The organism is Paracoccus sp. 22332, from assembly GCF_052045125.1.
Classification (GTDB): Bacteria; Pseudomonadota; Alphaproteobacteria; order Rhodobacterales; family Rhodobacteraceae; genus Paracoccus; species Paracoccus haematequi_A.
In genome coordinates, this window is sequence record NZ_JBQEOI010000023.1 from 22,955 (window position 1) to 29,728 (window position 6,774).

A 6,774-nucleotide genomic window follows, 5' to 3' on the forward strand; every position below is an offset into this window, starting at 1 on the left:
GTTCCATCTGTCTTGCAGCACCCCGATGGGCGCGGGTCTAGGATTTGACCGCGGCGATCTTTGCCGCAGGCTTGCGCCGCTGTTCCCCGTCCCATCGGGGCAGGTCCGGCATCTCGATCCCGAAGCAGTCGAGCGCCCGGCCAAGCGCATGATCGACGATATCGGCTACCGTCTCGGGATGGGTATAGAAGGCGGGGACCGGCGGGTGGATGATCCCGCCCATCTCGGTCACGGCCAGCATGTTGCGGATATGGCCCGCGTGCAGCGGCGCCTCGCGCACCATCAGCACCAGCCTGCGGCGTTCCTTCAGGACCACGTCCGCCGCGCGGGTCAGCAGCGTCGTGGTCACGCCCGTCGCCACCTCGGCCAGGGTGCGGACCGAACAGGGCGCAATCAGCATGCCCATCGTGCGGAACGACCCGCTGGCGATGGACGCGCCCACGTCACCGATGGGGTGGACGACATCGGCCAGCGCGTGCAACTCGTCGCGGCCGAGGTCGGTTTCGTAGTCGCGCGTCATCTCGCCAGCCTTCGAGACAACGAGGTGGCTTTCGATGCCAAGTTCGCGCAGCACTTGAAGGGCGCGGATGCCGAAGACGATGCCGGTCGCGCCGGTAATGCCGACGATCAGGCGACGGGGTTGGCGCGCGCTCATGCGCTTTTTCCGAATAGCGAGGGCGCCCACAGGCTCGGGTCCACCTCCTTGAACTGCGCCCGGATGAAATGCTCCTTCAAGTGGAAGGGCACGGTGCAGTCGAAGATCGTCTTGGTGGTGGTGCCCTTGGCGGTCACGCGCGGATCGTAAAGCGGCGTTTGCGAGGGATCGAGCACATGGCCCGCAACGCCCGGCACGAAGATCGTGTCCAGATCGCCCGAAAAGCGCGTCTGCATGGCCCAAAGCACATCGTCCGTGTCGAACAGGTCCACGTCGTCATCGACAAGGATCACGTTCTTCAACTCGCGATACACAGCCAGTGCGATCAGCGCGGCCTGCTTGGTCATGCCGTCATCGCCATCGTTGCGCTTCTTGACCTGCAGCACGGCCAGGAACTTGCCGCCGCCGGCGCTGTGGGCGTAGACGTTCTGCACCAGACCCGGCAGCGCGTCCTGGCATTCGATGTGGATCGAGGCCTCGGTGGGGATGCCTGCCAGGCTGACATGCTCCTCGCCCGGACCGACCAGCGTTTGCAGGATCGGGTTCTTGCGGGTGGTGATCGCCTTGACCTTGATCACCGGCAGCGAGGGGTTGGCGTCGCCCGTATAGCCGGGAAACTCCGGCATGGCCTTGCCCGTCTTCGTGTTCTGGTCCTCGGCCACGCGGACGTCGGGCAGGATCTCGCCCTCGATCACGATCTCGGCCCGTGCGATGGCGCGCTGCTCGATCGTCAGGCATTCGACCAGTTCCACCGGCTGACCGCGCAACCCGCCCGCGACGGACAGTTCGTCAAAGCCGAAGGGGGTGGTCGGCGCCTCGAAGGTGGCCCCGATATGGATAGCGGGGTCGAGGCCCATGTTGATCGAAACGGCGAGCGGCTTGCCCGCGGCTTCGGCCTTCTGGCGGAAGGCGTCGATGTGGCGTCCGGGGGCGAAGAAGATCGACAGCTCGTCCCTGCCCTGTACGCAAAGCCGGTGGATCGTCACGTCCACGTTGTCGCGGTCGTCGGGATCCGATCCCAGGACTAGACCCAGGCAGAAATAAGGGCCGGCATCCTCGGTGGTGTTGGTGGGGGCGGGCAGGATCTTGCGCAGGTCGAAATCCGGATCGTCGGCGCGATAGACGACCTCCTGGCAGGGGGCGTCCTTGGCATCCACGACCACGGGCGGGGTCACGTTCTTGCGCGCCTCGGCCATCTGGATGCCCAGTTCGCGCACCGGCGCGCCCAAGAGCGCGCTGACCCGTTCGCGGCTGGCCAGCAGCCCGACCAGCACGCGCGATCCGGGATAGCCCTTGATGTTGTTGAAGGTCATCGCCGGGCCGATCCGCGTCGGCCGCATCACCGTGCCGCCCGCGCCGATATAGCGGTAAACGCCGGCAAGCTCGTCCTTGGGGTCGGTCTCGCGGTCGGTTTCCAGATACTGGCCGGGCAGCGTCTTCAAAAGCTCGATGGCCGAGCGCAGGTCATTGACCGGCGGCACCGTCCAGCCCTGCGGATGCGGATCGCCAGGCTTGACGACGTGATACGAGGTCGGGCGTTTCTGCGGCATGGCTCACTTCCCCTCGGCATGCGACTTCAGGTTATGCAGCACCTGGCCCCAATGAGTGTTGCAGAACGGCAGGTGCGGATCGTCCTCGGGCCAGGGACCGTCGGTCAGGTCCACCTGCGTGCGGCCGTCGTCGGTATCAGACAGCGCAAAGGTCAGCCGCTTGCCGGGAGAGCTGCCGGGGCCTTCGACCACGGTCTGCTCGATGCGGGCATCGGGGTCCAGCCGCTCGGTCCGTCAGGCAAAGCTCAGCCCCGGTTTGGGCGTCAAGGTCAGGATTTCGCCGGGCGCGATCGTGCCCTCGACACGGCCCTCGTGCCAGGCCGCCATCTCGTCGATGTCGGTCAGGGCGCGGAACACCGCTGACCGGGATGCGGCGATCTTGATCGCGTGGTGAAGCGTGGGCATCGGGATCTCCTTGTGGAAGCCGGGTCGGGCAGAGTTCAAGGCTGCCCGTCGAATTTCTCCGTGGCGTCGGCGCGTCCCTTGACCCAGTAGCCGCTGGCTTTCAGCCAACGGGCCGGATGGCCAAGAGGCCCCAGAACATGCTGCCGCAACGCGCGGGCAACACCGCCCTCGGCTGCAATCCAGACGTAACCGTCGCCCTCCGGCAGATGTTCCCGCCTCAAGGCCACCAGAAGCGGTTCGGGGTCGTCCGCCCGGTCGGCGGGACGATGGACCCAGACAGCGCGATGCCGGGCTGTCGTGGAAAAGACCTGCTCCTCCTCGGGTCCGGCGACGGCGACGATGCTGGTCACCCTGGCACCCGCAGGGAGTTCCTCGATCCGGCGGCCGATGGCCGGCAGGGCTGTCTCGTCGCCGATCAGCAGCCACCAGTCGAAATCCTGCGCCACCACGACTGACCCGCGCGGCCCGCCGATCTGGGCTGTGTCTCCTGGTTGCGCCGCCAGCGCCCACGCGGTCACCGGCCCCGCCTCGTGCAGGGCGAAGTCGATCAGCAGCTCGCCCGCCTGCGGATCATGGCGTCGCGGAGTGTAGTCGCGCCGTTCCTCGGTCCCGTCGGGGCCGGGAACGAAGATCTTGACATGGTCGTCGGGGGCAAGGCTGGCAAAGCCCTCCAGCGCCTCGCCCGCAAGCGTCAGGCGCAGCATCTGCGGCGTGATGCGTTCGCTGCGTCGGATTGCAAGGCTGCGGCGGCGCAGGTCGTGACGGATGCGGGTGATCTCGTGCTTCATGATTTGGGGCCGCGCTCCATTTAAGATACTGTTGAGTATTTAGATACTGTTCAGTATTATTTTTGCAAGTCAGAAACCCGTGAGATTTTCAGATGGCAAGATTGAGCCGAGCCGAAAGCCAGGCCGTCACCCGCGAACGGCTGCTGGCCGCGGCCCATGACCTGTTCCGAACCGAGGGCTATGCCGCCACCTCGGTCGACCGCATCGCGGCGGCGGCAGGCTATAGCAAGGGCGCGGTTTATTCCAATTTCGAGGGGAAGGAGGCGATCTTCCTGGCCGTGCTGGAGGCGCAGGGCCGAACCGGGCTGACCCCGCTGGTCGCCGCGATCGAAACTGCGCCGGACGTGGCGGCTGTCATCGATCTGCTGGTGACCTGGGCTGACGACCGCTCGGCCAGCGGCGGCTGGTCGCTGACCATCCTGGAGCATGCCCGGCTGGCCGGGGATGGCGCCGCATCGCTACGGTTGCAGGAAGAGATCATCCGCCGGTCCTGGCGTGAGTTGGGCGAGGCGATCTGTCGCCGCTGTCGGGGGGTGACCGCGCCCCCCGAGACATTGGGTGCCCTTCTGCACGAGATCGCCTATGCCCCGGCAATGACCTTTGTCAGCAGCCCGACGGCAGGCGAGTTGATGCGGCTTGCCGCAACACGGCTGCTAAAGGAAGGCTGAGTGACAGCTCCAACCACGCGACCGAACTGTCTGAAATTTGCCTCGGGCGCGAAAGGGCAACGCGACAAGGAAGCCAGTTCAAGACGTCATAGTCGGCCTGCTCCGTCTTGAACTGGCTTGCCAGCAAGGCCAATTGCACGGCTTGTTCTCGTCTTTGGCATCATGGCGATGTATCTGGGAGCCTTTGCCTGGGGTACGGTGAAGGCCAAACACGTCGCAGGGTGACCGGTGGGACTGCACTATGCAGTTTCTTGGCTCTGGTGATGCAACCGCTTCCGCTATGGATAGTTGCAGCCCCACTTAAGCACATAGATCCGTCTGGGGGCGGTCACATTATCAGATTCTCGAAAATCCCCTCGCGTGCAGTTTCCCTGTAGCTCTGCAAGGGCCGGCGCAAGAGTGTCCGAGACAATTTGTCCCGTTGTTGGTGCCGAGTACCAAGATCCATATCCCGATCGCTACAGCAAAGGATCAGCACCATGTTCACGGCTGAAGTCCTCGCCAGACTGCAATTTGCGTTCACCGTTTCGTTTCACATCATTTTCCCGGCTTTCTCGATCGGGCTGGCAAGCTATCTCGCAGTCCTCAATGCTTTGTGGTTGAGGTCAAGGGACAAGACATACCTGGTCCTTTTCGATCATTGGAAAAAGATCTTTGCCGTGGCCTTCGGCATGGGCGTCGTCTCGGGCATCGTCATGTCCTATCAGTTCGGAACGAACTGGTCGGTTTTCTCCGACCGGGCGGGGCCGATCGTCGGGCCGTTGATGGCATACGAGGTGTTGACGGCCTTCTTTCTTGAGGCCGGCTTCCTGGGCATCATGTTATTCGGTCGCAAAAGGGTCGGCGACGGGCTGCACATGTTCGCCACCGCCATGGTTGCGGTCGGGACGCTGATCTCGGCCACCTGGATCCTCTCCGTGAACAGCTGGATGCAGACGCCACAGGGTTACAGCATCGGCGAGAATGGCCAGTTCCTGCCCGAGGACTGGTGGGCCATCATCTTCAACCCGTCGTTTCCTTATCGGCTGACGCATATGGTGTTGGCAGCCTATCTGACGACAGCACTTGTCGTCGGGGGAACAGCAGGCTGGCACCTGCTGCGCGACCGCGGAAATCCTGCCACGCGGCGCATGTTCTCGATGGCCATGGGCATGCTGATGGTGGCCGCGCCGCTGCAACTCCTGGTGGGCGATCAACACGGGCTGAATACGCTGGAACACCAGCCCGCCAAAGTCATGGCAATGGAGGGACATTTCGACAGCCATCCCGAGGGCGCGCCGCTGATCCTGTTCGGCTGGCCGAACCAGGAAGCGAAGACAGTCCACTACGCGGTCGAAATCCCGAAGCTGTCAAGCCTGATCCTGACTCACCAGTTGGGCGGTGCGCTCAATGGCCTTGACACGATACCGGATGAGGATGAACCGCCTGTCCTCATTGTGTTCTGGTCGTTCCGCGTCATGGTCGCACTTGGTTTCGCGATGTTGGGCCTTGCGGTCTGGGGCCTGTGGGCGCGGCTGCGGGGCCAGCTCTACACCACGCCGTGGCTGCACCGCGCGGCACTGACGATGGGCCCTGCGGGTTTCATCGCGGTGCTGGCGGGATGGATCACGACCGAGGTCGGTCGCCAACCCTTTACCGTCTATGGCCTGCTGCGAACCGCCGAAAGCCGGTCCCCGCTAGATGCACAGGCAGTGGGAACATCGCTTGTGGCCTTTATTATTGTTTACTTCTTCATTTTCGGCGCGGGCACCTTCTATCTGTTGCGAATGATGTCGATGCCGCCTGGCACGCCGCATCTGGGCTTGCGCGACGGACCGATCCGTACCGCCGGGATCACCCCGGGCCCGGCCGAAGACCCCCAGCGGCGTGAGGAGTGAGCTATGTTCGGGCTTGAACTTTCCTTCATCTGGGCAGGGATCATTGCCTTTGCCGTTCTGGTCTATGTTGTTCTTGATGGCTTTGACTTGGGTATTGGTATTCTCTTCCCCTTTGCCAAGGACGAGCATGAACGAGACGTGATGATGAACTCGGTCGCGCCCATGTGGGACGGGAACGAGACTTGGCTGGTTCTTGGTGGCGGCGGCCTGTTTGCTGTCTTTCCGCTTGCCTATGCCGTCGTCATGCCTGCCCTTTATGTACCGATTATTCTGATGCTTCTGGCACTGATCTTTCGCGGTGTCGCTTTTGAATATCGCTGGCGGACGACGCGGTGGAAGCGGGTGTGGGACTTTGGGTTCTTCGGCGGGTCTCTGGTCGGAGGACTAGCCCAGGGGATTGCGCTTGGTGCGCTTGTGCAGGGGATCGAGGTTCAGAACCGGGCCTATGCGGGCGGCTGGTGGGACTGGCTGACGCCATCTCCATCCTCACCGGGGTTGCCGTGCCAGTGGGCTATGCGCTGCTGGGAGCAACCTGGCTGAACCTCAGGCTCGAAGGACGCATCCAAGGTCACATGCGCCAGCTTGCCAAGCCCCTTGCATTGGCAACCTTGGGCATGCTGGGCATCGTCAGCGTCCTGACACCCCTACAGGACGCCGTCTACTTCGAACGCTGGTTCAGTTGGCCGGTTGCGGGCTATACCTTTGCGGTCCCGGCCCTGGTGGTTCGTAACCGCCCGATTCCCGCCCCAGTCTGACCGTAGTATGCTCAGTCCATGGAGATTGATCGGGACAAGATCGACGAGGCCGTTCTGGCGCTTATGTGGTTGACGC

At 63.5% G+C, this 6,774-nt stretch carries 7 protein-coding genes and 1 pseudogene; 3 read left to right on the top strand and 5 right to left on the bottom strand.

Annotation, left to right across the window (positions count from 1 at the left end; translation table 11 throughout):
- Positions 1-37: 37 nt before the first annotated feature.
- Genes ACTJI6_RS17345 through ACTJI6_RS17365 form a run of 5 tightly spaced genes read right to left on the bottom strand, consistent with a single transcriptional unit; the run spans position 38 to position 3,398 of the window.
- The gene (locus ACTJI6_RS17345; RefSeq protein WP_440802438.1) at positions 38-655 is read right to left on the bottom strand and encodes a UbiX family flavin prenyltransferase; all 618 of its coding nucleotides are present in this window, start codon (positions 653-655) and stop codon (positions 38-40) included.
- Positions 652-2,205 (bottom strand): UbiD family decarboxylase, encoded by a 1,554-nt coding sequence (locus ACTJI6_RS17350; RefSeq protein ID WP_440802440.1) that lies wholly within the window; start codon positions 2,203-2,205, stop codon positions 652-654. The genes ACTJI6_RS17345 and ACTJI6_RS17350 overlap by 4 nt, the downstream gene beginning before the upstream one ends.
- A gap of 3 nt (positions 2,206-2,208) precedes the next feature.
- Positions 2,209-2,427 carry an SRPBCC domain-containing protein gene (locus ACTJI6_RS17355; RefSeq protein ID WP_440802471.1) on the bottom strand — a complete coding sequence of 73 codons (219 nt, stop codon included), beginning with the start codon at positions 2,425-2,427 and terminating at the stop codon, positions 2,209-2,211.
- Positions 2,428-2,439: 12 nt separating this feature from the next.
- Positions 2,440-2,610 carry a hypothetical protein gene (locus ACTJI6_RS17360; protein WP_440802442.1) on the bottom strand — a complete coding sequence of 57 codons (171 nt, stop codon included), beginning with the start codon at positions 2,608-2,610 and terminating at the stop codon, positions 2,440-2,442.
- Positions 2,611-2,645: 35 nt separating this feature from the next.
- Entirely contained in the window at positions 2,646-3,398 is a 753-nt protein-coding gene (locus ACTJI6_RS17365; RefSeq protein ID WP_440802444.1) for a siderophore-interacting protein, read from the bottom strand.
- Positions 3,399-3,490: 92 nt separating this feature from the next.
- Here ACTJI6_RS17365 and ACTJI6_RS17370 point away from each other — a divergent pair, with 92 nt between their 5' ends.
- From ACTJI6_RS17370 to cydB, 3 genes and pseudogenes are all read left to right on the top strand, one after another.
- On the top strand, positions 3,491-4,066 hold the full coding sequence (locus tag ACTJI6_RS17370) for a TetR/AcrR family transcriptional regulator (RefSeq protein WP_440802446.1): 576 nt from the start codon (positions 3,491-3,493) through the stop codon (positions 4,064-4,066).
- A 479-nt stretch (positions 4,067-4,545) separates the two neighbouring features.
- Positions 4,546-5,943, top strand: a complete 1,398-nt coding sequence (locus ACTJI6_RS17375) for a cytochrome ubiquinol oxidase subunit I (RefSeq protein ID WP_440802448.1) — start codon at positions 4,546-4,548, stop codon at positions 5,941-5,943.
- Positions 5,944-5,946: 3 nt separating this feature from the next.
- Positions 5,947-6,665 (top strand): annotated as a pseudogene (gene cydB / locus ACTJI6_RS17380) (cytochrome d ubiquinol oxidase subunit II); the annotation flags it as partial.
- Positions 6,666-6,774 lie beyond the last annotated feature (109 nt).

Bases quoted from the DNA above. Each gene is read 5' to 3' on its own strand.
- ACTJI6_RS17360 (WP_440802442.1), bottom strand. From the start codon at position 2,610: ATGCCCACGCTTCACCACGCGATCAAGATCGCCGCATCCCGGTCAGCG.
- ACTJI6_RS17370 (WP_440802446.1), top strand. From the start codon at position 3,491: ATGGCAAGATTGAGCCGAGCCGAAAGCCAGGCCGTCACCCGCGAACGG.
- ACTJI6_RS17345 (WP_440802438.1), bottom strand. From the start codon at position 655: ATGAGCGCGCGCCAACCCCGTCGCCTGATCGTCGGCATTACCGGCGCG.
- ACTJI6_RS17350 (WP_440802440.1), bottom strand. From the start codon at position 2,205: ATGCCGCAGAAACGCCCGACCTCGTATCACGTCGTCAAGCCTGGCGAT.
- ACTJI6_RS17365 (WP_440802444.1), bottom strand. From the start codon at position 3,398: ATGAAGCACGAGATCACCCGCATCCGTCACGACCTGCGCCGCCGCAGC.
- ACTJI6_RS17375 (WP_440802448.1), top strand. From the start codon at position 4,546: ATGTTCACGGCTGAAGTCCTCGCCAGACTGCAATTTGCGTTCACCGTT.